Origin of the sequence: Clostridium sp. D33t1_170424_F3 (assembly GCF_015667585.1) — a bacterium.
GTDB lineage: Bacteria > Bacillota > Clostridia > Oscillospirales > Acutalibacteraceae > Anaeromassilibacillus.
In genome coordinates this window covers 87,067-109,997 of the sequence record NZ_JADPEG010000012.1, presented here as the reverse complement: position 1 = coordinate 109,997, position 22,931 = coordinate 87,067, and the positions used below count along the sequence as shown (strand labels likewise).

General features: G+C 54.9%; 28 protein-coding genes. 19 read left to right on the top strand and 9 right to left on the bottom strand.

The window, feature by feature from the left end; genetic code table 11:
* Positions 1 to 48 precede the first annotated feature (48 nt).
* Entirely contained in the window at positions 49 to 840 is a 792-nt protein-coding gene (locus tag I4V53_RS09865; protein WP_195985525.1) for an HAD hydrolase family protein, read from the bottom strand.
* Positions 833 to 1,051, bottom strand: a complete 219-nt coding sequence (locus I4V53_RS09860) for a helix-turn-helix domain-containing protein (protein WP_050697021.1) — start codon at positions 1,049 to 1,051, stop codon at positions 833 to 835. The genes I4V53_RS09865 and I4V53_RS09860 overlap by 8 nt, the downstream gene beginning before the upstream one ends.
* Before the next feature lie 394 nt (positions 1,052 to 1,445).
* On the opposite strand from I4V53_RS09860, the gene I4V53_RS09855 reads away from it, so the two are divergent.
* Positions 1,446 to 1,946, top strand: coding sequence for a hypothetical protein (locus I4V53_RS09855; protein WP_195985524.1), 501 nt, complete (start codon positions 1,446 to 1,448; stop codon positions 1,944 to 1,946).
* A gap of 565 nt (positions 1,947 to 2,511) precedes the next feature.
* Here I4V53_RS09855 and spoIIP read toward each other — a convergent pair.
* Both spoIIP and gpr read right to left on the bottom strand, forming a co-directional pair.
* Positions 2,512 to 3,591, bottom strand: coding sequence for a stage II sporulation protein P (spoIIP, locus tag I4V53_RS09850; RefSeq protein WP_195985523.1), 1,080 nt, complete (start codon positions 3,589 to 3,591; stop codon positions 2,512 to 2,514).
* 286 nt (positions 3,592 to 3,877) lie between these two features.
* A complete protein-coding gene (gene gpr, locus I4V53_RS09845) occupies positions 3,878 to 4,693 on the bottom strand; it encodes a GPR endopeptidase (protein ID WP_195985522.1) in 816 nt (271 codons plus the stop codon).
* 99 nt (positions 4,694 to 4,792) lie between these two features.
* On the opposite strand from gpr, the gene rpsT reads away from it, so the two are divergent.
* Positions 4,793 to 5,056 (top strand): 30S ribosomal protein S20, encoded by a 264-nt coding sequence (gene rpsT, locus I4V53_RS09840; RefSeq protein WP_050697025.1) that lies wholly within the window; start codon positions 4,793 to 4,795, stop codon positions 5,054 to 5,056.
* A gap of 221 nt (positions 5,057 to 5,277) precedes the next feature.
* On the top strand, positions 5,278 to 5,430 hold the full coding sequence (locus I4V53_RS09835; RefSeq protein ID WP_195891764.1) for a hypothetical protein: 153 nt from the start codon (positions 5,278 to 5,280) through the stop codon (positions 5,428 to 5,430).
* 232 nt (positions 5,431 to 5,662) lie between these two features.
* On the opposite strand, the gene spoVAE is transcribed toward I4V53_RS09835, so the two are convergent.
* Complete coding sequence (gene spoVAE, locus I4V53_RS09830; RefSeq protein ID WP_050697026.1) at positions 5,663 to 6,019, bottom strand: stage V sporulation protein AE; 357 nt, start codon at positions 6,017 to 6,019, stop codon at positions 5,663 to 5,665.
* 140 nt (positions 6,020 to 6,159) lie between these two features.
* Here spoVAE and I4V53_RS09825 point away from each other — a divergent pair, with 140 nt between their 5' ends.
* The 8 genes from I4V53_RS09825 (at position 6,160) to I4V53_RS09790 (ending at position 16,089) form a co-directional block, all read left to right on the top strand.
* Positions 6,160 to 6,813, top strand: coding sequence for an immunoglobulin-like domain-containing protein (locus I4V53_RS09825; protein WP_195985521.1), 654 nt, complete (start codon positions 6,160 to 6,162; stop codon positions 6,811 to 6,813).
* A gap of 154 nt (positions 6,814 to 6,967) precedes the next feature.
* Complete coding sequence (gene lepA / locus I4V53_RS09820) at positions 6,968 to 8,776, top strand: translation elongation factor 4 (RefSeq protein ID WP_195985520.1); 1,809 nt, start codon at positions 6,968 to 6,970, stop codon at positions 8,774 to 8,776.
* The gene (hemW, locus tag I4V53_RS09815; protein WP_195985519.1) at positions 8,769 to 9,887 is read left to right on the top strand and encodes a radical SAM family heme chaperone HemW; all 1,119 of its coding nucleotides are present in this window, start codon (positions 8,769 to 8,771) and stop codon (positions 9,885 to 9,887) included. Before lepA ends, hemW begins: the two co-directional genes overlap by 8 nt.
* A gap of 201 nt (positions 9,888 to 10,088) precedes the next feature.
* The gene (gene hrcA / locus I4V53_RS09810) at positions 10,089 to 11,120 is read left to right on the top strand and encodes a heat-inducible transcriptional repressor HrcA (protein WP_195985518.1); all 1,032 of its coding nucleotides are present in this window, start codon (positions 10,089 to 10,091) and stop codon (positions 11,118 to 11,120) included.
* A gap of 54 nt (positions 11,121 to 11,174) precedes the next feature.
* Positions 11,175 to 11,765 (top strand): nucleotide exchange factor GrpE, encoded by a 591-nt coding sequence (gene grpE, locus I4V53_RS09805; RefSeq protein ID WP_195985517.1) that lies wholly within the window; start codon positions 11,175 to 11,177, stop codon positions 11,763 to 11,765.
* Between the two features lie 69 nt (positions 11,766 to 11,834).
* The gene (gene dnaK / locus I4V53_RS09800) at positions 11,835 to 13,676 is read left to right on the top strand and encodes a molecular chaperone DnaK (protein WP_195985516.1); all 1,842 of its coding nucleotides are present in this window, start codon (positions 11,835 to 11,837) and stop codon (positions 13,674 to 13,676) included.
* Between the two features lie 309 nt (positions 13,677 to 13,985).
* Positions 13,986 to 15,131: a molecular chaperone DnaJ gene (dnaJ, locus tag I4V53_RS09795; protein WP_195985515.1), complete on the top strand. Its 1,146-nt coding sequence runs from the start codon at positions 13,986 to 13,988 to the stop codon at positions 15,129 to 15,131.
* Between the two features lie 181 nt (positions 15,132 to 15,312).
* On the top strand, positions 15,313 to 16,089 hold the full coding sequence (locus tag I4V53_RS09790; RefSeq protein ID WP_195985514.1) for a class I SAM-dependent methyltransferase: 777 nt from the start codon (positions 15,313 to 15,315) through the stop codon (positions 16,087 to 16,089).
* 64 nt (positions 16,090 to 16,153) lie between these two features.
* On the opposite strand, the gene I4V53_RS09785 is transcribed toward I4V53_RS09790, so the two are convergent.
* Positions 16,154 to 17,074 (bottom strand): hypothetical protein, encoded by a 921-nt coding sequence (locus tag I4V53_RS09785; RefSeq protein ID WP_195985513.1) that lies wholly within the window; start codon positions 17,072 to 17,074, stop codon positions 16,154 to 16,156.
* A gap of 149 nt (positions 17,075 to 17,223) precedes the next feature.
* Between I4V53_RS09785 and I4V53_RS09780 the strand changes: the two genes are divergently transcribed.
* Positions 17,224 to 17,496, top strand: coding sequence for a DUF1905 domain-containing protein (locus tag I4V53_RS09780; RefSeq protein WP_195985512.1), 273 nt, complete (start codon positions 17,224 to 17,226; stop codon positions 17,494 to 17,496).
* Positions 17,497 to 17,635: 139 nt separating this feature from the next.
* Here the strand turns inward: I4V53_RS09780 and I4V53_RS09775 are convergent, their stop codons facing one another.
* The 3 genes from I4V53_RS09775 to I4V53_RS09765 all read right to left on the bottom strand — a co-directional run bounded on the left by I4V53_RS09775 (position 17,636) and on the right by I4V53_RS09765 (position 18,545).
* Entirely contained in the window at positions 17,636 to 17,881 is a 246-nt protein-coding gene (locus I4V53_RS09775; RefSeq protein WP_195985511.1) for a helix-turn-helix transcriptional regulator, read from the bottom strand.
* A complete protein-coding gene (locus tag I4V53_RS09770) occupies positions 17,881 to 18,234 on the bottom strand; it encodes a helix-turn-helix domain-containing protein (protein WP_195985510.1) in 354 nt (117 codons plus the stop codon). The genes I4V53_RS09775 and I4V53_RS09770 overlap by 1 nt, the downstream gene beginning before the upstream one ends.
* A gap of 152 nt (positions 18,235 to 18,386) precedes the next feature.
* Positions 18,387 to 18,545, bottom strand: coding sequence for a hypothetical protein (locus tag I4V53_RS09765; protein WP_195985509.1), 159 nt, complete (start codon positions 18,543 to 18,545; stop codon positions 18,387 to 18,389).
* 163 nt (positions 18,546 to 18,708) lie between these two features.
* Here I4V53_RS09765 and I4V53_RS09760 point away from each other — a divergent pair, with 163 nt between their 5' ends.
* The 7 genes from I4V53_RS09760 to I4V53_RS09730 all read left to right on the top strand — a co-directional run bounded on the left by I4V53_RS09760 (position 18,709) and on the right by I4V53_RS09730 (position 22,428).
* Positions 18,709 to 18,879, top strand: coding sequence for a hypothetical protein (locus tag I4V53_RS09760; protein WP_195985508.1), 171 nt, complete (start codon positions 18,709 to 18,711; stop codon positions 18,877 to 18,879).
* A 90-nt stretch (positions 18,880 to 18,969) separates the two neighbouring features.
* Positions 18,970 to 19,191, top strand: a complete 222-nt coding sequence (relB, locus tag I4V53_RS09755) for a type II toxin-antitoxin system RelB family antitoxin (protein ID WP_195985507.1) — start codon at positions 18,970 to 18,972, stop codon at positions 19,189 to 19,191.
* Positions 19,188 to 19,460, top strand: a complete 273-nt coding sequence (locus I4V53_RS09750) for a type II toxin-antitoxin system RelE family toxin (protein WP_195985506.1) — start codon at positions 19,188 to 19,190, stop codon at positions 19,458 to 19,460. The genes relB and I4V53_RS09750 overlap by 4 nt, the downstream gene beginning before the upstream one ends.
* A gap of 195 nt (positions 19,461 to 19,655) precedes the next feature.
* Positions 19,656 to 20,228: a VanZ family protein gene (locus tag I4V53_RS09745; RefSeq protein WP_195985505.1), complete on the top strand. Its 573-nt coding sequence runs from the start codon at positions 19,656 to 19,658 to the stop codon at positions 20,226 to 20,228.
* Between the two features lie 29 nt (positions 20,229 to 20,257).
* On the top strand, positions 20,258 to 20,473 hold the full coding sequence (locus I4V53_RS09740; RefSeq protein WP_195985504.1) for a PF20097 family protein: 216 nt from the start codon (positions 20,258 to 20,260) through the stop codon (positions 20,471 to 20,473).
* A gap of 163 nt (positions 20,474 to 20,636) precedes the next feature.
* The gene (locus tag I4V53_RS09735) at positions 20,637 to 21,329 is read left to right on the top strand and encodes an iron-sulfur cluster assembly scaffold protein (protein WP_050697044.1); all 693 of its coding nucleotides are present in this window, start codon (positions 20,637 to 20,639) and stop codon (positions 21,327 to 21,329) included.
* A 91-nt stretch (positions 21,330 to 21,420) separates the two neighbouring features.
* A complete protein-coding gene (locus I4V53_RS09730; RefSeq protein WP_195985503.1) occupies positions 21,421 to 22,428 on the top strand; it encodes a GGGtGRT protein in 1,008 nt (335 codons plus the stop codon).
* Positions 22,429 to 22,931: the final 503 nt, after the last annotated feature.

The following is a 22,931-nucleotide window of genomic DNA, read 5'->3' as shown; positions in this document are numbered from 1 at the left end:
TGAACGGGGCCTGCCGCCGCGTTCAAAGGGGGTTCTGCCAGTTTTAAATCACAGTAGATTAAAATGTACCAGGGCCTTTTCCACTCCGTTGTCCCAGATGGCCGCCGTCACATAATCCGCGGCGGCTTTCAATTCATCGACCGCGTTGCCCATGGCGATACCGCAGCCGACCGCGTCCATCATCGTGATGTCGTTAAATCCGTCCCCGATGGCGATGGCGTCTGAAGGATTGATACCGGCTTTTTCCAGGAAAATCCGAACGCCCCGGGATTTGTCGCGCCCCTTAAAGGACAGGTCCGCGGCAAGGGTGCCGGGGTGCTTATTGAGCACCATGGGTCCCCGGAAGGCGGGTTTGCACTGCTCATAATGCGCCTCGTCCCGGAAGACAAAATCCAAAATACTGGCGTGAACGTCCTGCGGCTCCCATTCGGTAAACAAGTATCCGGGCAGTCCATAGCTGTCGTTCAGCGGCTCGATGACTTCCTGCGGCACATGGCAGGCCCAGCCGTGCGCATTGCCAACGAAATTGTACCAGCAGCCGTACCGGTCAAAATATTTCATCAGCGCGCGAACCTGCTCGGTGCGGAAAAACTCTTCAAATACAGTTGTTCCTTCCACAACGACATGTGCGCCGTTCATTGCAACGTAGTTATTGAACAGGCCTGGAAAATACTTGTGGATAAAAAGTTCCGGACGGCCGGACGCAATGGCGATGATATGCCCGCGCCGCTTCAATTCCTCCAGAGCCTCTGTCACACCGGGCATGATGCAGAAATTCCGTTCGTTCTCTGAGGAGAGAAGCGTGCCGTCTATATCAAAAAAGATGGCTTTTTTATCCATGAATACCTCCTTTCTGTTCGCTCAGTCCCAGAAGATAGTCTGTAGAAACATGATAATACCGCGCAAGCTTAATCAGCGCCCAGACGGGAATTTCCCGGAGCCCTTTTTCATAGCGCCGGTAAACCTCGCGTTTGCAGTTGAGCATATCCGCAATTTCCTGCTGTGTTTTGTCGCTGTCAATCCGCAGATCCTCGATCCGATGAAAATACATGTTTCCACCTCTGATTCTATGCTACTATTATGTGAGAGAAGAAAGGTTAAATTACTACCATACGGTGGCACAACGAAAAAATAAATAAAGTCGTAAAATTTGTAGCACTCAAAAAAGTAAATAGGGACTCCTGTGCGGCAAAAGGCGTCACACAGGAGTCCGTTGGCTTTAATATCTTAAATTTCGATAATATTTATCGTTTAGTAAGTGCTTTTTCCGGCGCTTGGGACGGCGGTACCGTTTCCGGCCGCTGCCGCCTCTGGGGGGCCGGCGGTTGCTCAGAATGACAATGACAACCACTGCGACGCCCAGCCCGATGCACACCCATGCGAGGATGCCGATCCAATTGGTCTTCTGATTATCAACGGGCGCCATGCTTGAGGAGGGAAGCGGCGTGCTTTCATCCGGTACGCTGACGGTTGGCAGCACGATAGAGCTCGTGCTGGAGGAGCTTTCCTCAGAGGAAACCGCAGAGGAAGAAGAGGATTCCGGCTCGCTGGAGGATTCCGGACGGGAAGTTGGCCGGCGGGAACTGCTCGGCGTGGAAGAGGGGGGCGGCGCAACGGAAGCGGGCGGTTCTGAGACCGGCGGCGTAACCGGTGGTTCGCTTGGTTCCTCCGGCGGCGTTTCCACAGGCGGATCTGTGGGCGTGTTTGCGGGCGGCGTCTCCGGCGTGGGGTCCACAACGGGAGCGGTGGGGTCCGGCGTCGGTTCCACAGGCGGCGGAAAAGAGGATTCCGGCGTGCGGCCGATGACCTGTTGCTGCTGGCCGGGGTCCTCTGTGGCAAAAGCCGCTGTGCCGATGACGGGGATTATGCAGAGAAATAAGAAAAAGAGCATAAATGCCCGATTATGTTTCTTCAATTTCAAACCTCCTGGGCGTTCCGGGACGTGAAAGACCGCCCGGTAGTACATTTTAAAACGGGGCTGGGGTCTGGCAGATTTGAACATACGCAGATTTTGACAAGACTCTTACGATAACTTCGTTATGATTCCCTAAAGAGACGCAGTCTCCGTCATAACGACACTGTGTTCTATAAGAAGACAAAATCTCTGTTTTTGGTAACGCTTTGAAGTTATTATTCCATGAAGAGGCGGAGCCTCCATCACAACGGAACAATGTTCTCTCAGGCGTCAAAATCTCTGATTTTGGTAACGCCGTGAGGTTATTATACCATATTCCGATAAGAAAGCAACCGGAGCCGGGGACTGCCAGGAAGCGGGACCGGTTAATTTTTTGTGAACAGACAGGCTGTATGTTGTCAAAGATGAAGGTCTTTTCCGGTCAATGCGTAAATTAACGTCTTATGATCTCCAAAACCGGTTTGGCGCGAATAATAATCCACCTGCAAAATTCCGGCAGCGAGAATCAGCAGACATAGCGTACAATAAAACGAAACGAGAAAGATGCGGAAATTGCCTTTCCTTTTCATTTCAAACGTCCTTTCCAGAACTCTGGATCAGGTGAGCTGGTTGAGCGCTTTCACCAGCGCGTCTCCAAACAGCTGGCCGGCATATTTGGCCTCTTCCAGCGTGTTGACCTCCGTGCCGAATTCCACCAGGAGGGAGCCTTTGGTCATATGCTCGTTGTATTTACGGGGGCAGAAATTGAGCGGGCGCGCCAGGCTGGGGTACAGGTCGGACATCGACTTCTGCAATCGTGTTGCCAGGCGCAGGTTGTACTCCCAATTGGGGAACCCAAGCGTGCCGTCGTCGTCGCAGCCGGAGATAATCATGACCTGTGCGGCCTTTTTGCCGTCCACCAGAACGGTTGGTTTGATGCGTGTACCATCCTGTGTGCCCATGGCGTCGCGATGGATGTCGAGCGTCACCTGAATCCCCGGATATTTTTCCAGATTCCTTTGTATGGTTTCGCCGGAACGGTCGTAAGAACCGTTGTAGCTGGGATAGTCGTGGCAGGTGGTGTCGTGCACCACGCCGATTCCGGCGGCCTCCAGCTTTTTCGTGATCTCTTCGCCAACCGAGACCACGTTCAGGGAATTGTCCTGTGTGCGGCTGGAACCGGCGTATGCTTCCGTGGTATGCGTGTGGTAGATCAATACCTGTATGGAACCGTCTTTTTTTATTTTGACCGCCGGTTGTTCGCTTAATACGGCCGGAATGTCAATGGTATGGTTTTTGTTGGTGTTTTTCACCCACATGTTTTCATATTGAATGCCGGAATTCCCGATGCTCATCTCCTTTATACTGCCTGTCACCGTTTCATCCAGCGTTTTGGTGGGCAGAGCGCCCGCCGGTGCGGACGATACTGCGCTGGGCGGCGTTGAGGAAGAAGGAGCGGCGCTTGACGGCGGAGGCAAAGAAGAAGAGGGCGCCGGCGCAGGGGACGCGGTGGTTTCTTCGCTGGCGAAGCCGTGTTCGATCGCTTCCTTTGCGCCGCCCGGCAGGATGAAGCCGGCCGCGGCCAGCGCGGCGTCCTGCATATGGAGTTCCGGAAGACGGCACGCCGTACAGAAAACCGCTACCACAGCCAGCGCGGCGGAACACAGCATCAGTCCGTATTGTTGCCAATTTTTCATTTTTACGATCCCCCGCCATTCACAATTCTGCGCGGAAAGACCGCGCCTATCATCTATGTGTATGCGGGAGGTCCCTTTGACAGACCTCCGGACCTCTGGTCAGGACGTGCAATGTCTTGTGTGCGTTATATTGCCGGTGAAGCTTTGTTTTTCACTTTCTCTTCGGATTTTCAGCGGATTGCCGGCTGTGCCGTGCACACGGGAGCGTATTCTTTCCGTCGCGGACATCCGTGGCTGTTGTCATAAATGAACGTCCGCCCGCGCCGTGCATGCAGGCTCAGCCTGCTCAACCGGCGAGCATGGTAAATTCTTCGACGGAGAGGGAAGGGTTCAGCGCGGTGTTGATTGCCATTGCGACCGTGCGCGCGGCGCGGTGGATCAGCAGGTCGATTTCACGGGGAGTGACGACCATCGTCGCGCCGCGCGGCGCGACTTTCTCACGCGGCGCTTCGCGCCCCAGCAGGTCCGCGGCGAGGGTGCCGGCGTCCACGACGGTCGGCACGCCCAGGCCGATGACCGGTATGCCCAGTGTTTCACGGCTGAGCTGGGGCCGCGCATTGTCCACGCCGGAGCCGGGGGAAATGCCGCCCGTGCTGAGCTGAATGGTGCAGCCCAATCGTTTCAGGCTCCGGGCAGCCAGCGCGTCGACCGCAATCAGCGCGGCGGGCTGGAACTCTTTTACAAGCGCGGAGAGAAGTTCGCGCGTCTCCACGCCGGTGCAGCCCAATACGCCGGTGCTGACCACCGCGACGGGGCGCAGGCCGTCCAGCCCGGTTACACGCGCGATTTCTCCTTTGATATGGCGTGTGGCAAGCACCTGCTCCGCGGTCTGCGGCCCAAGCGCGTCCGGTGTAATGGCCCGGTTGCCCAGACCTGCCACCAGAACAAGGCCCTCTTCCGGCAGCAGGGTGGTCAGTTCGTCGCTCAGCATGTGCAGCAGCGCGTTGTTGCTGTCGAGATGGTCGGAGATGGCGGGCACCTCCAGCGTGACGTAGTCCGCGCCGTTTTCCTTAATGCGGGTGATCGTGCAGTTCTTTTTCTGCTCTACCTTCTGGCTGCCCGGTTCCGTGTATTCCAGGGCAAGGTCGGTGCGAAATTCCATTTCAATCTCTCCTTGTACTTTTATTTTGAAAAAGCTTGATTTTTCGTATATATGGTGATAAAATAAACTTCATATGACAGCACCAAAGGAGGTGGAACCATGCCGAATATTAAATCTGCAAAGAAGCGCGTTAAGGTAACTGCGACAAAGACGCTGATCAATAAATCCTTCAAGTCCAGCTTGAAGTCTGAGATCAAGAAGGCGGACCTCGCTCTGGATACGAACGCGGAGAACAAGGCGGAAGCCGTTCGCGTTGCGGTGAAGAAGATTGATCAGGCTGCCGCTAAGGGCATCCTGCACAAGAATAACGCCGCCAGAAAGAAGGCTGCGCTTGCCCGCAAGCTGAATGCCGCACAGGCGTAATTGAATACGCGATGGAAAGCTGAAAGCAGAGCGCATGCTCTGCTTTTTCTAATTTTTGTTGCTTTTCGGCGGGAATGGTTTCCAACCGGAAATTCATTTGACTTTTTTATGGGAAGCGGTTATCATATTATATAAATGATAAGAGGGTATACAAGCCCTGCAAAATGGGTTCAACCAATCGGAGCTTGTATCAGCGCTCATAAAAAATGGAGGTGCTCGATTTGAAAAAGGGAAACAACTTTGCTGTTTTTATTACCATACTCTCCGCAATGGCCGCAGTCGCCGCTGCAGCAGTGGCAGTCGTCCTTTTCTTTGAAAAGAAAAAGAAGGACGAAGAAGAGCTTGAGCACTACCTGGATTGTTCCATCCAGTAAGGAACGGTTTGGGGAGACGGGTTAATCCGGAAACAGGCGGGAAATGATACGGGCAGGTGATTACCTGCCCGTTTTCTTTTTCCTGTTTTTGCGGCGCTCCCGCATTTTGTTGAAGTCGTCGCGTGTTTTGCGCCAGACCAGTTTTCCGTACTCCATCAGGAGCGTCCAGAAAATGCGCCCCTGCAGAATACGCAGGCCTTTGTACGCGTATTTGCCATAGCGAAGGTAGCGGTTATCCTTTATCCTTGGGTTTTGAAAACAAGGCGGCTAAATAGCCAAAGAACACCGCCGCCGCGATGCCCGCCGCGCCTGCCGTGATGCCTCCGGTAAAGACGCCCAGAAACCCCTGCTGCTGCACGGCTTCCAGCGTGCCCTTTGCCATCGCATAGCCGAAGCCGGTCAGCGGTACCGTCGCGCCCGCGCCGGCAAAGTCCACCAGCGGCTGATACAGGCCCAGTCCGCCCAGCACGACGCCCAGCGTGACAAACAGAACCAGGATTCTGGCGGGGGTCAGTTTTGTATAGTCGATCAGTAGTTGGCCGACGACACAGATCGCGCCGCCGATCAGAAATGCCCAGAGATATTCCATATGTTTCACCTCGGCTTTAGTATGAGGAAATCGCTGGCATTTTATGCAGGAATCCCTGCCAACAGCCGGGGCGCGCTGAAAAAATTTCCATCTCTGACTTGTATTCTCTATAGAATGATATCTGTAAAGGAGGAAGTGCGATGAAAAGGAAAATTGTTGCAGGTGTTTTGGTTTTGGCGTGTTTGGCGGCATCTGGCTGTGCGGCAAACAGTATAGGACCTATGCAATCGCGCACACCAGACGTGATAGTCTGCGGACCTGCGCCCTCGCAGAGCAGCCCGCCTGCGGCACAGCCGCCTGCATTGATGCAGGCGCGCGCCATAAGGGCGTTGTCCGTTCAGGAAGACCCGGTTCCTTTGGATGCAGAGACGATCACAATTCTAATCAGCAACCCGACGGATGAGGAGATGACTTTTGGCGAAGATTACTGGCTGGAAAGACAGAATGAGGACGGAAGCTGGGAAAAGCTCGCCTACCTGCCGGACGCCGCATGGCACGATATCGCCTTTGTAATTCAGCCGCATTCCACCGGGAAGCATGAAATTGCACCCGTCTATTTCTACGGGAAAGACGCGCTGCAGCCGGGCCATTACCGCTACGGGAATCAATTTGACGGGGAGACGCTTTACGTGGAATTTGACTTTGTGGAACCCGGCGATGAATCGATCCATGACAGCGATGCGGAAACTGCCGGGCAGGCGCTTACAAACGAATTGGACGGTTTGCAGAAAAAAGGACCGGACGACCCGCCCAGCAAGCCGAAGCCGTCCAAGTATGGTCAGCCGGTGTCATGATCGGACAGGCGGAAGGCGATCCAATGATAGAATGCTGGAAGTGCGCGAATTTCTGTGGTATAATACTCTATTATGAGAGCAACAAAGTTTCCCGAAGACGATCAAGGAATATGGACGGGAACGATTTGATTTTTAAACAGAACGGGTGATTCATTTGTCAGTACCACGCGAACGAATCCGCAATTTCAGTATCATTGCACATATTGATCACGGGAAAAGCACGCTCGCAGACCGCATTTTGGAGCAGACCAGGTCGGTTTCCCTGCGCGACATGGAGGACCAGATCCTGGACGACATGGACCTGGAGCGGGAGCGCGGCATCACCATCAAGGCGCATGCCGTCACGCTGGTGTACAACGCCGAGGACGGGCAGGACTACGTGTTCAATCTGATTGACACGCCCGGCCACGTCGACTTCAACTATGAGGTTTCCCGCTCGCTGGCCGCGTGCGAGGGCGCGGTGCTGGTGGTGGACGCCTCCCAGGGGATCGAGGCGCAGACGCTGGCCAACACCTATCTGGCGGTGGACGCCGGGCTGGAAATTGTGCCGGTTATCAACAAGATCGACCTGCCCAGCGCGCAGCCGGAGCACGTGCGCCAGGAAATCGAGGACGTGATCGGTATCCCGGCGGACGAAGCGCCGTGTATCTCCGCAAAGATGGGGACCAATATCGGCGCGGTCATGGAGCAGATTGTCAAGCATGTGCCCGCGCCGGAGGGGAATGAAAACGATCCGCTGCGCGCGTTGATTTTTGACTCCTATTACGATGCGTACAAGGGCGTCATCGCGCATGTGCGGGTAAAGGACGGCTGCGTCCACGCCGGGGACACCATCCGCATGATGAGCGTCGGAAGTGAATTCACGGTGGTGGAGTGCGGCTATATGCGCGCTACCTGCTTTGAGCCGACCGGCTATCTGGAGGCCGGAGAGGTTGGCTACATCACCGCGTCGATCAAGGCAGTCAAGGACGCCAATGTGGGCGACACCATCACGCGCGCGGACAACCCTGCCACGGAGCCGCTGCCCGGCTACCGCGCGGTGCAGCCGATGGTTTTCTGCGGCATCTACCCCGCGGACGGGGCGAAGTATCCCGACCTGCGCGACGCGCTGGAAAAGCTGCAATTGAACGACGCGGCGCTTTCCTTTGAGCCGGAGACCTCCATTGCGCTGGGGTTTGGGTTCCGCTGCGGCTTCCTGGGCCTGCTTCACATGGAGATTATCCAGGAACGGCTGGAGCGGGAATACAATCTGGACATCATCACAACCGCGCCGAGCGTGGTTTATCACATCACCAAGACGGACGGAGAGATGATTTCCATCGACAACCCGACCAACTATCCGGACCCGTCGCTGATTGCGCAGGCGGATGAACCGATTACCAACGCGCACATCTACACGCCCAAGGAATACGTTGGCAATATCATGGACCTGTGCCAGGAGCGCCGCGGCGTGTTCAAGGATATGAGCTACATCGACACCGACCGCGTGGACATTCACTACGAACTGCCGCTGAATGAAATCATCTATGACTTTTTTGACGCGTTGAAATCCCGTACGCGCGGTTACGCCAGCTTTGACTACGAGCTGGCGGGCTATCAAAAGAGCGACCTGGTCAAGCTGGACATCATGCTGAACGGCGAGGTGGTCGACGCGCTGTCGTTCATCATCCACGCGGAGAAGGCGTATCCCCGCGCCCGCAAGATGGCGGAAAAGCTGCGGGAAAAAATTCCGCGCCAGCTCTTTGAGGTGCCGATTCAGGCGTGCGTCGGCGGGCGCATCATCGCGCGCGAGACGGTCAAGGCGCTGCGCAAGGACGTTCTGGCCAAGTGCTACGGCGGCGACATCACCCGAAAGAAGAAGCTGTTGGAAAAGCAGAAGGAAGGCAAGAAGCGCATGCGCCAGCTCGGTACGGTCGAGGTGCCGCAGGAAGCCTTCATGAGCGTGTTGAAGCTGGATGAATAAGATCGGATGCTATATCCATGTGCCGTTCTGTGAGAAAAAATGCCCTTACTGCGACTTTTATTCCGTGCACGGATCGGAAGAAATGTTGGATGATTATACAAATTGTATAGTGGAACGGATAAAATACGAACAGGAGCGTATCGGCAGGCCCGCCGATACGCTCTATTTTGGCGGCGGCACGCCCGGACTGCTCGGTGGGGCGCGCATTGCCCGGCTGATCGAGCAGGCAAGGGCCTGCTTTGGGCTGGACAACGCGGAGATTACAGCGGAGGTCAACCCCGGAGACCATCTGGAAGATTTTTTGCAGGGCTTTGTTTCCGCCGGTGGGAACCGGCTTTCTATCGGGTTGCAGTCTGCCAATGACGAAGAGCTGCGCCTGCTGGGTCGGCGGCACACAGCGGCGCAGGCGGCGAAGACGGTGCGTGACGCCAGGCGGGCGGGCGTTCAAAATATTTCGCTGGATTTGATGCTCAGTATTCAGGGACAGGACCGGGAAAGCCTGCGGCGGTCCATCGCCTTCTGTGCGGACATGGGGGCGGAGCATGTCTCCGCTTATCTATTAAAGATCGAGCCGCGCACGGTCTATGACAAACAGCGGGACAGCCTGCTGCTGCCGGACGAGGACGAATCCTGTGCGTTGTACCTGCTATCATGTGAGGAACTCGAAAAGGCCGGGTTGAAACAGTACGAAATCTCGAACTTTGCCAGGCCGGGCCGCGAGAGCCGCCACAATCTGAAATACTGGCACTGCGAGGAATATCTGGGACTCGGTCCGGCGGCGCATTCGTTTCTGAACGGAAAGCGCTTCTATTATGAACGGGATCTGCGCGCGTTTTTGGCGGGCGCTGCGCCGGTGGAGGACGGCGACCCGGAGATGCCCGCGGGCTGTCCGGAGGAATTCGCCATGCTGGCGCTGCGCCTGACGGAGGGCCTGCGGGACGACGCCTATGGCGCCCGTTACGGAACGCCGGTCCCCGATCCCTGGAAGCGCGCCGCAAAGCGGTATGAGCAGGCGGGGCTGACGGAGTGCGACGGCGGCGGCTTCCGGTTTACCCCGCGCGGATTCCTGGTCTCCAACGCGCTTTTATCGGAAATTCTATACAATTCGTAATATGTTCAATCAAATATACGGGAAAGGTGCGGAAAATACCGCGGCTTTCCCGTTTTTTATGCAGGTTTTGGGAAATCCTGTCTTTAGATTCATAATTAATTTACATTTATCTTATTGACAATCGGGCAAAGTAATGATAAATTAGTATCTAGAGTTAGCACTCAAACAAATAGAGTGCTAAACGCAAAAGAGGTGAGAGGCTTGGAACTCAGCGAGAGAAAGAAAAAGATTTTGGCGGCTGTGGTGGAACTGTATGTCGCCACGGGGGAGCCGGTCGGTTCAAAGGCGCTTTGTGACAACCTCGATTTTGCCGTTTCCTCAGCGACGGTCCGCAATGAGATGAGCGACCTGGCGGAAATGGGGCTGCTGGAGCAGCCGCATACGTCGGCGGGGCGCGTGCCCTCGCAGAAGGGCTACCGCGTGTACATTGACAGCCTGATGAAGCGCAAGCCGGTGACGCGCGAGGAAAAACGGTATCTGGACAGCTTGCTGCTCTCCAGCGCGTACGATCCGGAAAAGCTGCTGGACGGCGTTTCCCGCGCGCTGGCGGCCACGACCCGTTTCGCGGCAATTTCCACGACGCCCAGCGGGCGTTCGGCGGACATCCGGGCGGTGCAGTTCGTGCAGACGAGCCGCCGCACGGCGATGGTCATCCTGATGACCTCCGCGGGCACGATGAAGACGCGCGTATTCCACTGCGACTTTGATCTGTCGCAGGAAATCCTGCGGGTGTTCTTCCGCGTGTTCAATGAAAAGCTGGCGGGGCTTCCGGTGTCGGCGGTGACGCCGGCGTTCATGCAGACGCTGGCGGCCTCCATGGGCGAGATGGCGATTCTGATGTCGTCCGCGTTTATGGCGGTGCTGGATGTGGCGCGGGACTCCATGCAGGCGGAAATCCGCATGGAGGGTCAGACCAACCTGTTGTTTTACCCCGACCTGGCGCTGACGGCGCGGCGCGTGATGGATTTTCTGGCGCGCGAGGACGATTTGAACCGTCTGCTGGAGCAGCGGACCAAAACGGTCAAGGTGCTGATCGGTGACGAAATCCAGCGGCCGGAGCTGAAGGATTCCAGCGTGGTGATTTCCCGGTACGCCATCGGCGGGCGGGACGCGGGCGCGCTGGCGATCATCGGCCCGATGCGCATGAACTACGCAAAAGTGATTGCCCATATGGAATATCTTTCCGATTCCGTGGGGAAAATGCTGACAGAGTTGATGGATTACGATTTTTAATATAGAGAGCGCCCCAGGGTGCAAATGACGAAATAAAGGAGGGTCCGGGCAAAAGTGAACACGGAGGAAAAGAACCCGCAGGCGGAGGAAGAAACCGTCGCGGAGCCGGAGACAGAACAGCCCGAGGTTCAGGCGGAAAAAGCAAAGAAGGACAAAGGAGGCTTTGGCGGCAAGAAAGCCAAGGCGGAGAAAGAAGAGATGCAGAAAAAGCTGGACGAAGCGGAGGCGGCCCTGAAAAAGCAGAAAGACCAGTTATTGCGCACCGCCGCGGAATACGACAATTTCCGCAAGCGGACGGAGCGCGAAAAGGCTTCAATTTATACCGATGCGACGGCGGCGGCCGTTCAGGAATTCCTGCCGGTGGCGGATAACCTGGAGCGTGCGCTGGCCCAGCAGGAATGCAGTGTGGAGGACCTGCGCAAGGGCGTGGAAATGGTCCAGGCGCAGCTGTTGAAGGCGCTGGAAAAACTCGGCGTCGCGGAGATGGGCGCGGTAGGGGAAGCGTTCAATCCGGATATTCACAATGCGGTATCCCATATTGACGACGAAAGCGCGGACGAAAACGTCATCGCGCAGGTGTTCCAGAAGGGATACAAGATGGGAGACAAGGTCGTGCGGCACGCGGTTGTCGTTGTCGCCAACTGATTCGCTCCCGGACCCCATCGACAGATAGATGATAAAAATACAACCGAATGATATTGGAGGAAACGTATTATGAGTAAAACAATTGGTATTGACCTTGGTACAACAAACTCCTGCGTAGCAGTTATTGAAGGCGGCGAGCCCGTCGTGATCGCCAATGCGGAAGGCGCGAGAACCACGCCGTCCGTCGTGGCGTTTTCCAAAACCGGCGAGAGAATGGTCGGCCAGGTGGCAAAGCGCCAGGCGATCACCAACCCGGACCGCACCATTTCCTCGATCAAAAGGGAAATGGGTTCCAACTATAAAGTGAGCGTTGACGATAAGAGCTACACCCCGCAGGAAATTTCCGCAATGATCCTGCAGAAGCTGAAGGCGGACGCGGAAGCCTATCTGGGCGAGAAGGTGACCTCCGCGGTCATCACCGTTCCGGCGTATTTCACCGACGCACAGCGCCAGGCGACCAAGGACGCGGGCAAGATCGCGGGCCTCGACGTCAAGCGCATCATCAATGAGCCGACGGCGGCGGCGCTGTCCTATGGCATCGACAAGGGCGACGAGCAGAAGATCATGGTGTACGACCTGGGCGGCGGCACCTTCGACGTCTCCATCATCGAGATGGGCGACGGCGTGCAGGAGGTTCTGGCGACTGCCGGTAACAACCGCCTGGGCGGCGACGACTTCGACAAGCGCGTGATGGACTGGATGGTCATGACCTTCAAGCAGGAATCCGGCATCGACCTCACCGGCGACAAGATGGCCATGCAGCGCCTCAAGGAAGCCGCAGAGAAGGCAAAGATCGAGCTTTCCGGCATGACCTCCGCTTCGATCAACCTGCCGTTTATCACAGCGGACGCGACCGGCCCGAAGCATCTGGATATGACCCTGAGCCGCGCAAAGTTCAACGAGCTGACCGCTGATCTGGTGGAAAAGACCATGGGTCCGGTGCGCCAGGCGCTGAAGGATTCCGGCCTGCAGATCGGCCAGATCAACAAGGTGCTGCTGGTCGGCGGTTCCTCCAGAATCCCGGCGGTGCAGGATGCGGTCAAGAGCTTTACTGGCAAGGACCCGTTCAAGGGCATCAACCCGGATGAGTGCGTCGCCATCGGCGCGGCCCTGCAGGCCGGCGTTCTGGGCGGCGAGGTCGAGGGCCTGCTGCTGCTCGACGTCACTCCGCTGTCCCTGGGCGTGGAGACGATGGGCGGCGTCATGACCAAGGTCATCGAGCGCAACACCACGATCCCGACCAAGAAGAGCCAGATTTTCTCCACCGCAGCGGACGGCCAGACCCAGGTTGAGGTCAACGTCCTGCAGGGCGAGCGTGAGTTTGCCCGCGACAACAAGCAGCTTGGCCTGTTCAAGCTGGACGGCATCGCGCCCGCGCCGCGCGGCATCCCCCAGATTGAGGTTACGTTTGACATCGATGCGAACGGCATCGTAAACGTTTCTGCAAAGGACCTTGCGACCGGCAAGGAGCAGCACATCACGATTTCCTCCAGCTCCAACATGAGCAAGGACGATATCAATAAGGCGGTGCAGGATGCGGAGAAATTTGCGGCGGAAGACAAGAAGCGCCGTGAGGAAGTCGACGCGAAGAACGAGGCGGAGAACCTCTGCTATTCCGTTGAAAAGCTGATCAAGGACAGCGGCGACAAGATGGACGCTGCCGACAAGACCGATCTGGAGGCGAAAGCGGCTTCCGTGAAGGAAGCGATTTCCGCGAACAACATCGACGACATCAAGAACCGCACCGAGGAATTGCAGAAGGCCCTGTATGCAGCTTCTGAGAAGATGTATAAAGCGGCCGCCCCGCAGGAGGGCGCTGCCCCGGCGGGCGACGCGGGCGCACCGGCGCAGGATGCGAACGGCAATCCGGTGTATGACGCGGAGTACAAAGACGTAGACGACGCAAACTGAGTTTGTATGCACGGCCGGCCCTTTCCCCCGCAGGAGGGATAAGGCGTTTCGCGCCGGAGGCTGCTCCCGGTTTGAGTATTTAAATGGTTCGACAGGCTGTTGCGGGCACGGGAACGCGCCCGCAGCAGCTTTCAGCCGTAACAGGGATATGGGAAAATTCTGTCGAAAACGATTGTCGGCGGGCCAAAAACCTGCTATGATAGAGAACGCGGCCTTTTGCCGCGGCTGAAATTTGTGTTGGCGTAGAACGTCAGGGCCCACGGGAACCGGGCCTTGAAAAGGAAGCTGCGCCTTTTAGGAGTGATAGGTGTGGCTGATAAAAGGGATTTTTATGAAGTGATGGGCGTGCCGAAGAACGCCACCGATGACGAAATTAAAAAAGCCTACCGCAAGCTTGCCAAGCAATACCACCCGGACCTCAACCCGGGCGACAAGGAAGCGGAGGCCAAATTCAAGGAAGTCAACGAGGCGTACGAGGTACTCTCCGATAAAGATAAAAAAGCCCGGTATGACCAGTTCGGCCATGCGGGCGTAGACCCCAACTTCGGCGGCGGCGCGGGGGGCGGAAGCCCGTTCAGCGGCGACATCGATCTGGGGGATATATTTAACAGCTTCTTCGGAGGCTTCGGCGGGCAGCGCCAGGCCAATCCGAACGCGCCGCGCCGCGGCAGCGATACGGAAGCGGTTGTCAACATAAGCTTTGAAGAGGCGGCGAAGGGCTGCCACAAAACGGTTTCCTTTAATAAGGTGGACGCCTGCGCGGACTGCGGCGGCAGCGGCGCAAAGAAGGGCACCTCCGCGAAGACGTGTTCCCAGTGCGGCGGCAGCGGGCAGGTGCGCATCAACCAGCGCACGCCGTTCGGCATGGTGCAGACGGCCCGCACCTGCGACCGCTGCGGCGGTACAGGTAAGGTCATCGAGACGCCCTGCGATACCTGTAAGGGCAGCGGCAGAGTCCGCCGCCAGAAGACCATTGAGATCAACATTCCCGCGGGTATCGACAACGATCAGATGCTCAACGTGAGCGGGCAGGGCAACGCCGGAAGCAACGGCGGCCCGAACGGCGACCTGCACGTCTATGTCAACGTGCGGCCCCACCCGATCTTTGAGCGCCGGGGCGACGACATCTGGTGCGAAATGCCGATCACCTTCACGCAGGCGGCTTTGGGCGCGGAGGTGGTGGTTCCCACCATCGACGGCAAGGTCAGTTATCAGGTGCGCGAGGGAACCCAGCCCGGCGACGTGTTCAAGCTCAAGGGCAAGGGCATCCCGCACATCAACGGCAGAGGGCGCGGCGACCAGTTTGTGCGCATGACCATCGAGGTGCCGAAGAACCTCTCCCAGAAGCAGAAGGACATTTTGAAGGAGTTCGACGACAGCGCGGAGGAAAAGAATTACCAGAAGCGCAAGGGCTTCTTTGATAAGCTCAAGGAAATGTTTGACGACAAAAAATAAACAGAAACGGGCAGGATGCGTTTGCGTCCTGCCCGTTTTGGCTTTTGTTGACAATTGAAATGGAATGCTTTACACTGGAACACGACCGTATGCGCGCATTCGGCGCGCGGGTCGCTTTATGAAAAGAGGCGTTTCAAATGTCATATGAAGCATTTGGAAGAGAGTAAAAAAGGAGAAACCAATGGATTACCAAAATATCAATGCAGAAACCATCGACCAATGGGTAAAAGACGGCTGGACCTGGGGCATCCCTGTTTCGCATGAGGAATGCGAACGCGCGGCGCGCGGCGATTGGAGCGTTGTGCTGACGCCCAACAAGGCCGTGCCGATGGACTGGTTTGGCAGCCTGAAAGGAAAAAAGGTGCTGGGGCTTGCGAGCGGCGGGGGGCAGCAGATGCCTCTTTTTGCGGCGGCGGGCGCGAATTGTACCGTGTTCGACTATTCCGAAAAGCAGCTGGAGTCCGAGCGCATGGTTGCGGACCGGGAAGGCTATGACATTCAGATTATCCGCGCGGACATGACGAAACCGCTGCCGTTTGCGGATGAGAGCTTCGACCTGATTTTTCACCCGGTCTCCAATTGTTATGTGGAACAGGTGAAACCGATTTTCAGGGAATGCTACCGCGTTTTAAAGGACGGCGGCGTTTTGCTGGCGGGCTTTGACAACGGGGTGAACTACCTGTTCGATAACGACGAAAAGATGCTTTTGAATACTCTGCCGTTCAATCCGCTGCAACATGCGGAGCAGATGAAACAGCTGATGGAAACGAACAGCGGCGTACAGTTCTCCCATACGCTGGACGAGCAGATCGGGGGCCAGCTGGAGGCGGGGTTCATCCTGACGCATATTCAGGAAGATACAAACGAAGAAGGCAACCTGAAGGAGCACAACGTTCCCACTTACGTGGCGACCCGTGCGGTAAAACGGAACGACTTACAGCCGTGCCGGCTGCTTTGACCCATAGAAAGAAACAAAGGAACCGCGGGAACATGTACCGTTCCGCGGTTCCTTTTCCATGGCGTTATAGTTTTCCAAAGCCTTTCAGGTAGAGCAGGTTCAAAAGGATGCGGTCGGATTTCCACCAGTTTTTGCTGACGGCCCATTCCTCATATGCGCCGCCCCAGTCCCAGGGGATGTTCCAGGCGCCGTCTGCAAGCTGCGTTTTGACAATAAAGTCGCATTCATAGTCGGCAATCGCCCGGTTGTCCGCATAAAAGGGGCTGTCCGGGCGGTTCAGGAACTGCGACGGCTTGCAGACATAGGAGGTTTCCCACTCGGCGGTGTCCTGTGTGATGCAGTCGTGCACCTGCTTCCGCAGCAATTCCTTTAAGGCGGGCAGATCGATCACATCATACCGGCGGGCGCTTTCCAGATACTCCAAAAGCCGGCAGTAACAGGTGAGGGTGTGCAGGCCGTTTTCCCTTTGCCCGTCGGCAAGCTGTGCAAAAGCTTCCCGCGCAACGCGCCGGGCGGTTTGGAACAGCGCGCTGTCCGCTTCGGCAAACCGGAGGATGAACCCGGCCAGACAGGCGGTGGCGTTGTAATCGCTGTGGTCGGTCGTGTCCGCGTCGGTATACCACCAGGGCGCGTGCGGGTACGCGTTGTTGCTTTCCACAATTTTATACCAGAAGGAACCGTTAAAATCCTTTCCGCTTTCCAGATAGCGCAAAATCCCTTTGACGATGGGGTGCGCCGGGTCTGTAAAATCGATTTCGCGCAGAATCTCCGTGGCGACCCAGGTTTGGATGGGCGAGGAGTGCGGGTTCCATGCGTCCGCCTCCAGAGCGTGCCCAAAACCGCCGTCCTCGTTCTGATAGAAGGACAGGGCGCGGAGTACCGCTTCCCTGCTCCCGTCCTCAAAGTGGTATTGCCAGCGGGCCAGGTCCAGCGGCCTGGCGTTGCGGTATATAAAGCCTCTTGCTTTCTGACAGGTTGCGTTCATTTGTTGTACCTCACAAAGAATCAAATTTTCTCCATTGTATCTTAACATATGTAATTTGACAATACCATGGCAAATATTTTGGCGCTTCATGAATTTAGCCCGCGTTATCTGTAAAAATACTTGCAGAGGTTGCACAAGGGAGGGACAGTATGAACGAAACAGTCTATACATTTGACGCGGTGATCCAAAAGGTGCCGGACATCGACGGGGCGTATGTGGAAATCCCGTTTGACGTTAAGCAGGAATTCGGCAGGGGGCGCGTGCCGGTCACGGCGACGTTTGACGGGGTGGAATACCGGGGCTCGCTGGTGCGGATGGGCACGCCGGGGCATATCCTGGGCCTGCGCAAGGACATCCGCGTCCAAATCGGCAAACAGCCGGGGGACACCGTGCATGTGACGGTAAAAGAAAGAAAAAAATAAAAAGGTTTACAAATGCCAACAAATCGATTATAACAGATACAGAAGACGTACCACGCTTCAGCCCTTTGGACAGCGGAGCAGGGTACGTCGTTTTTTGTGTGGTTAAAACAAATAAAAGAGAGAAGCAGGAAGGTGAAGTTTATTCACCTTCCTGCTTCTCTCTCTTTGTGCAAGAACCCAATACAGCCCATTCCCTGCCGACAAGGAAATCGAGCGTCACACCGTACAGGTCGCTGAGTTGAAGCAGCGTATCCAGAGGCGGAGTGGCTTTTCCGCTTTCATAATAGGCGTAGGTGGAGCGGTCGATTTCCAGATATTCGGCAAGTTCCCTTTGATAGTACCGGTAATGCAGGCGGAGTTTGCGAAGGACGTCTTTGAGTTCCATTAAATACCCCTTTTGAGAAGGTCAATATTTTTCACCATCGAAATGATCATGGCCAGCTCTTCTCTTGTGCAATCAATCAACAATTGGGAGAGTTCTGATATGTAAGCGCGCTTTATGGGGTCGTCCTCATCCTTCGCATCAATCTTAATGATATCGTCGAGGGGAATCTGGAAATAAGTGCAAAAAAGCATCAGCTTTTCAAGGCTCAGCTTTTTTACGCCGCGCTCAGCCTGCCCGTAATATTGTTCATCAATGTCCAGTATTTCCGACAGCTGTTTCTGTGTCATCCCCGCCTGCAAACGGTACTTTTTAAGCCTCTGGCCAATCGCTCTCAATGCACCTTCATCCAACATTGTTCTCACCTCTTGTATAGAAGAATATCATAATAGGAAGAAAAAACGAAGTAATTGTATGGTCGGGTAACCCGTGCGGAAAGGTAAGATATGGAAAAAATAAAATGCCTGTACAAAGGTCAGCCGCGCGCACAGCTCAGAGAAAATCAGGCCTATTTCTGTGTTTTTTCCGCCGTTTCAAGACCAAGGTTTATCAGTTGAAGAAATACTTCATTGTTTGTTTGGCTGCAAAATTCTTTTTGTTTCAGTTCGTCAATTTTTTTCACCAAGTCCTGCGATAATGACATAGTAAACTTTATGTTTGATTTCATGATAAGGTATCCTCCTTTATATGCAAGATGAAAAGATGATAGTATGATTATATTATAAAGATGATTAGGTGATTAGTCAACAAAAGGAGAATAAAGTTCACTTGCGCAAGTTCACCTTTACATATTAGGTGAACTTATGTATAATGATACTGAGGTGAAAAGTATGGAAAACAATAAAACAAGATTTACAATAACCGTGGATAATGATCTTCTTAAAAGAATTGACGACTATCGTTTTAATAACCGAATGCCAAATAGAACGGTAGCAGTTATTAAGTTGATCGAAATGGGCCTTGAAGTGCTGGAACAGGAATCGAAAGAAGCTTCTGAATAATGCCTGCCGTCCCTGATGTTCCTTTTGAAAAAAGCGGTTGAAAAACAAAGTGTTGTGTAATACAATGTATTACACAAGGAGGGCATGTATATGACCATATCTTTAAGACTGAACGACGAGGATTTCCTGCTGATCAAGAAATATGCGGAGCTGAAGGGCATGTCGGTTTCGGAGCTTGTGCGCCAGTCCGTGTTGGAACGCATGGAAGAGGAGTACGACCTGAAAGTATATGAAAAGGCGATGCAGTCATTCCGCAAAGATCCTGTGACCTATTCTCTGGAAGAAGTCGAAAAGGAGCTGGGGCTCAGGTGACGTATCGTGTGGAATTTACCAGGGAAGCGTTAAAGGCGCTGAAAAAGCTTGATCCGCACACGGCGCTTTTTATCACGGCGTGGATCAGAAAAAATTTGGAGGGATGCACCGACCCGCGCCTGCATGGAAAAGGGCTGACGGCGAACCGGAGCGGCCAATGGCGGTATCGCGTAGGCGATTACCGCCTGATCGCCGAGATACAGGACGGCAAGGTCGTCATCCTTATCTTGACAATCGGACATCGTAGGGATATTTATGAATCGGACTGAAAACCGCGGAGAAAAGAAAGAATGGGTTTTTATGTTCTTTTAAATGTAAAAATAGGTGAATATATTTGACATATCGGCCGGTAACGGGTATTTGGCGTTTCCAATCGTTTGGAAAAATTAAGAAATCGGCAACAGTTTTGGCAGGAAGTCTCCCGCCGTTTGTGGTATGCTGAAGAAAATACACGGAGGGACTTTATGAAACTGATCCTGCTTTATTTACAATCCATGCTGCTTGACCTGCTGCCGGTGATCCCGGTGGTTTTGCTTTTGCGGTTGGGCGTCTGTTTTTATCACCGGAAGAAGGGACACAAAACGACGGCCCTGCACGAAACCGGCGTAATTTTGCTCGTGCTGTTTTTGGCGGGACTGGCGTCGGTGACTGTTTCGCTGGACTTCCTGTTCCGCGGGGATTTTACGGTTCGCGGCGAAGTGAATCTGATTCCCCTGCGGACCATTCTGATCTATTGGAGCAGAGGAACGGCGAGCGAGCTGCTCATCAATATCTGGGGCAACATCGGCATGTTTGTGCCCATTGGCTTCTGTGTGCCGCTTCTGTGGAAAAAACGGGAGGCGTTCCGCTGGGCGCTGCTGTGCGGGTTTGGCGTGTCGTTCCTGATCGAGTTTTTGCAGCTGTTCAGCTTCCGCACCACAGATGTGGACGACCTCATCCTGAACACGCTGGGGGCCTGCCTGGGCTGGCTGACCTTTGCGCTGCTGAACCGGCTGTTCCCGGGGGCCGTTGAGCGGTTCCGGATGAAAAGGATATAAATCATGCTGAGCGACAGGGAGGCGTATATATGAAGTGCCCCGTATGCGGCAGGGAAATGGAGCAGGGCTTTCTGCAGGGCAACCAACGGATCGCATGGGTGAAACGCAGGCACAGCGTGTCCGTTTTGCCGCAGGAGGACGAAGTGCTGTTGGAGAATAAAGCGTTCGGTTCCTTTTTATTTCCCGCATGGATTTGCAGGGACTGCCAAAAGGTAATACTGGATTACGCCGGTAGGGATGATTAAAAGAGGTCCTCCGGCGTGTTGGTTCTGGTTTTCTAATCGAAGCGGCCTGCCGGGAAAACCGCCGCAGGCGCGAAAAAGGTGTTGCAGAACTTTGCAAAAAAGCTTATAATCAGTATGTATGTTGGTTAAACCAAGGAAACTTGAAACCGAAAGGAGTACCGATATGAATTATTCCCATGAAGTGGAAAGAATGTGTCCTGTTGCCAAAGGCCCGAACCACGGCCCCGCGCCGATCCCGGAAGAGGGCAAATGGGTAAAATCCTATGAAATCAAAGACATCTCCGGCCTGTCCCACGGTGTGGGCTGGTGTGCGCCGCAGCAGGGCGCCTGCAAACTGACCCTGAACGTAAAAGACGGTATTGTACAGGAGGCGCTGGTTGAGACGCTGGGATGCTCCGGCATGACGCATTCCGCCGCGATGGCCGCTGAAATCCTGCCGGGTAAAACCCTGCTGGAGTGCCTGAATACCGACCTCGTCTGCGACGCGATCAACGTCGCCATGCGCGAAATCTTCAAGCAGCTCGCTTACGGCCGCAGCCAGACCGCGTTCTCCGAGGGCGGCCTGCCGATCGGCGCCAGCCTTGAAGACCTCGGCAAGGGCCTGCGTTCCCAGGTCGGCACCATGTTCAGCACCGGCGCAAAGGGCGTCCGCTACATGGAAATGGCTGAGGGCTACGTTCTGAAGACCGCTCTGGATGAAAATAATGAAGTCATCGGCTATCAGTTTGTCAAGCTTGGCAAGATGATGGAAGATATCCGCCACGGTGTGGACCCGAAGACCGCTTACGAAAAGAACATCGGCCAGTATGGCCGCTTTGACGGCGCGGCAAAGTACATCGACCCGCGCGAAGAATAATCCGGCAGGGAACATACCGAACTTTCCGAACACGGCGGGTTCCTGTTTTGGGGAATCGCCGGAGAAAGCAGAATAAAGGAGGACAACTTACATGGCTAACGATGTCAAGTTTGAAGGTAAAGAAAGAAGAATTGCCAAAATCGAAGCGTGTCTTGCCGAGTATGGCCTTGCCAGCCTCGAAGAAGCGCGCGACCTTTGCCTCAGCAAAGGAATCGATGTGGATACTATTGTAAAGGGCGTTCAGCCCATCGCGTTTGAAAACGCCAGCTGGGCATATACCCTGGGCTGCGCGGTTGCGATCAAGAAGGGCTGCTCTTCCGCTGCCGACGCCGCTGAGGCGATCGGTATCGGCCTGCAGGCGTTCTGCATCCCGGGCTCCGTTGCGGAAAACCGCAAGGTGGGCCTCGGCCACGGCAACCTCGGCGCAAGACTGCTCCGCGATGAGACCAAGTGCTTCGCGTTCCTCGCGGGCCACGAGTCCTTTGCCGCCGCAGAAGGCGCTATCGGCATTGCCAAGACGGCAAACCGCGCCCGCAAAGAGCCGCTCCGCATCATCCTGAACGGCCTGGGCAAGGACGCCGCCTACATCATCTCCAGAATCAACGGCTTTACCTATGTGAAGACCGATTATGATTTCTTCAACGACGAGCTGACCGTTGTGGAAGAGAAGGCGTTCTCCGACGGCGAGCGCGCGGCTGTCAAATGCTACGGCGCGAACGACGTTCTGGAAGGCGTTGCGATCATGAAGAAGGAGGGCGTGGACGTCTCCATCACCGGTAACTCCACCAACCCGACCCGCTTCCAGCACCTGGTCGCGGGCACCTACAAGAAGTGGGCGATCGAGAACGACAAGCGCTACTTCTCCGTTGCTTCCGGCGGCGGCACCGGCCGTACCCTGCACCCGGACAACATGGGCGCTGGCCCGGCTTCCTATGGCCTGACCGACTCCATGGGCCGTATGCACGGCGACGCGCAGTTCGCGGGTTCTTCCTCCGTGCCGGCGCACGTGGAAATGATGGGCCTGATCGGCATGGGCAACAACCCCATGGTCGGCGCCACCGTTGCCTGCGCGGTTGCGGTTTACGAAGCGAGCAAGTAATCCCTGGTTTAAAACGATCAGAAGCCGATGCGGCATGCCGCATCGGCTTCTTTCATTTTTCATAGGCAGATAGATCTTTGACTGATGCCATTTTATGGATTGTAATTTCTCTTATCTAAGAGAAAGAGCAATCTGGAGATTGTGCCGCTTTTTCGATCGAACTTGACTTATACGAAAAATCTGTCTATACTGGTTTACGGATAGGATAAACGAATCCTGTAAGGATTGAGAATTCGCATAAATTGGATGTTGACAGAGCGTCAAAAATATTGGTATGATAAAATTGATTTTGACCACAGTAAGGGATAGGGAAGATTGAGGAGTGACATAAGTGTTAGGTTTCAGGATAGGATTAAATAAATTATAAAGAGTGATGCCGGGAGCGTCACTCTTTTCTTTTTATATGGATAAATATACCATTTAATTTGGAGGCTGACAGGCGTTAATCTGCTTGCATTTGGTCGGAACGAATGAAATAGCCTGAACAAGCTGTTTTAAAATAG

Bases quoted from the DNA above. Each gene is read 5' to 3' on its own strand.
- I4V53_RS09865 (WP_195985525.1), bottom strand. From the start codon at position 840: ATGGATAAAAAAGCCATCTTTTTTGATATAGACGGCACGCTTCTCTCC.
- I4V53_RS09860 (WP_050697021.1), bottom strand. From the start codon at position 1,051: ATGTATTTTCATCGGATCGAGGATCTGCGGATTGACAGCGACAAAACA.
- spoIIP (WP_195985523.1), bottom strand. From the start codon at position 3,591: ATGAAAAATTGGCAACAATACGGACTGATGCTGTGTTCCGCCGCGCTG.
- gpr (WP_195985522.1), bottom strand. From the start codon at position 4,693: ATGGAATTTCGCACCGACCTTGCCCTGGAATACACGGAACCGGGCAGC.
- rpsT (WP_050697025.1), top strand. From the start codon at position 4,793: ATGCCGAATATTAAATCTGCAAAGAAGCGCGTTAAGGTAACTGCGACA.
- spoVAE (WP_050697026.1), bottom strand. From the start codon at position 6,019: ATGGAATATCTCTGGGCATTTCTGATCGGCGGCGCGATCTGTGTCGTC.
- I4V53_RS09825 (WP_195985521.1), top strand. From the start codon at position 6,160: ATGAAAAGGAAAATTGTTGCAGGTGTTTTGGTTTTGGCGTGTTTGGCG.
- hemW (WP_195985519.1), top strand. From the start codon at position 8,769: ATGAATAAGATCGGATGCTATATCCATGTGCCGTTCTGTGAGAAAAAA.
- dnaK (WP_195985516.1), top strand. From the start codon at position 11,835: ATGAGTAAAACAATTGGTATTGACCTTGGTACAACAAACTCCTGCGTA.
- I4V53_RS09790 (WP_195985514.1), top strand. From the start codon at position 15,313: ATGGATTACCAAAATATCAATGCAGAAACCATCGACCAATGGGTAAAA.
- I4V53_RS09785 (WP_195985513.1), bottom strand. From the start codon at position 17,074: ATGAACGCAACCTGTCAGAAAGCAAGAGGCTTTATATACCGCAACGCC.
- I4V53_RS09780 (WP_195985512.1), top strand. From the start codon at position 17,224: ATGAACGAAACAGTCTATACATTTGACGCGGTGATCCAAAAGGTGCCG.
- I4V53_RS09775 (WP_195985511.1), bottom strand. From the start codon at position 17,881: ATGGAACTCAAAGACGTCCTTCGCAAACTCCGCCTGCATTACCGGTAC.
- I4V53_RS09770 (WP_195985510.1), bottom strand. From the start codon at position 18,234: ATGTTGGATGAAGGTGCATTGAGAGCGATTGGCCAGAGGCTTAAAAAG.
- I4V53_RS09765 (WP_195985509.1), bottom strand. From the start codon at position 18,545: ATGAAATCAAACATAAAGTTTACTATGTCATTATCGCAGGACTTGGTG.
- I4V53_RS09760 (WP_195985508.1), top strand. From the start codon at position 18,709: ATGGAAAACAATAAAACAAGATTTACAATAACCGTGGATAATGATCTT.
- relB (WP_195985507.1), top strand. From the start codon at position 18,970: ATGACCATATCTTTAAGACTGAACGACGAGGATTTCCTGCTGATCAAG.
- I4V53_RS09745 (WP_195985505.1), top strand. From the start codon at position 19,656: ATGAAACTGATCCTGCTTTATTTACAATCCATGCTGCTTGACCTGCTG.
- I4V53_RS09740 (WP_195985504.1), top strand. From the start codon at position 20,258: ATGAAGTGCCCCGTATGCGGCAGGGAAATGGAGCAGGGCTTTCTGCAG.
- I4V53_RS09735 (WP_050697044.1), top strand. From the start codon at position 20,637: ATGAATTATTCCCATGAAGTGGAAAGAATGTGTCCTGTTGCCAAAGGC.
- I4V53_RS09730 (WP_195985503.1), top strand. From the start codon at position 21,421: ATGGCTAACGATGTCAAGTTTGAAGGTAAAGAAAGAAGAATTGCCAAA.